This window comes from Shigella sp. FC1967 (genome assembly GCF_001743005.1).
GTDB lineage: Bacteria > Pseudomonadota > Gammaproteobacteria > Enterobacterales > Enterobacteriaceae > Proteus.
In genome coordinates, this window is record NZ_MIIZ01001207.1 from 1 (window position 1) to 479 (window position 479).

A 479-nucleotide genomic window follows, 5' to 3' on the forward strand; every position below is an offset into this window, starting at 1 on the left:
CCCGACACAATGATAGCTAGATTGTCTGCCATGCTTACTTTTAAACGTGGGAAAACGGGCTTTTAGTTTCGGATTAAAAAAAGTTGGAGAAAGCCACGTCAAGGTTAATCACCGCCTGCTGCAATGCAATTGAATCATATTCTTTAAGCCACCCATATCTGCGGGATTTTTTTCGCCACGGCAAGCAGCGGTTTAAGGTCTTTACGCGGGTTTAAATTTACGCCGTGCCGCTGGTAAGCGTCTTTTCTTGATGTGCAGCGCTTTGTTGTACGCAAAACGAACCGCACCGAACTGAGCGTTGAGATATTCAGCCTGTTCTGGTGTTGGGTAGATGCGTACTTTTGTTGCTCTTAATATCATCAGCGCTCATTGATATAATATTTTTATTTTAACATGTTAGGGCAATATATCAATTGAGTAATCATGATGATTTACTGGCGGGAACCCTCAGAAAGCGGCACAGTGTCAGTAAACTGGTC

At 43.2% G+C, this 479-nt stretch carries 2 pseudogenes; one reads left to right on the top strand and one right to left on the bottom strand.

Annotation, left to right across the window (positions count from 1 at the left end):
- Positions 1-357 (bottom strand): annotated as a pseudogene (locus BHE89_RS26505) (helix-turn-helix domain-containing protein); the annotation flags it as partial.
- Positions 358-413: 56 nt separating this feature from the next.
- Here BHE89_RS26505 and BHE89_RS20265 point away from each other — a divergent pair.
- Positions 414-479: pseudogene (locus tag BHE89_RS20265) on the top strand (IS200/IS605 family transposase); the annotation flags it as partial.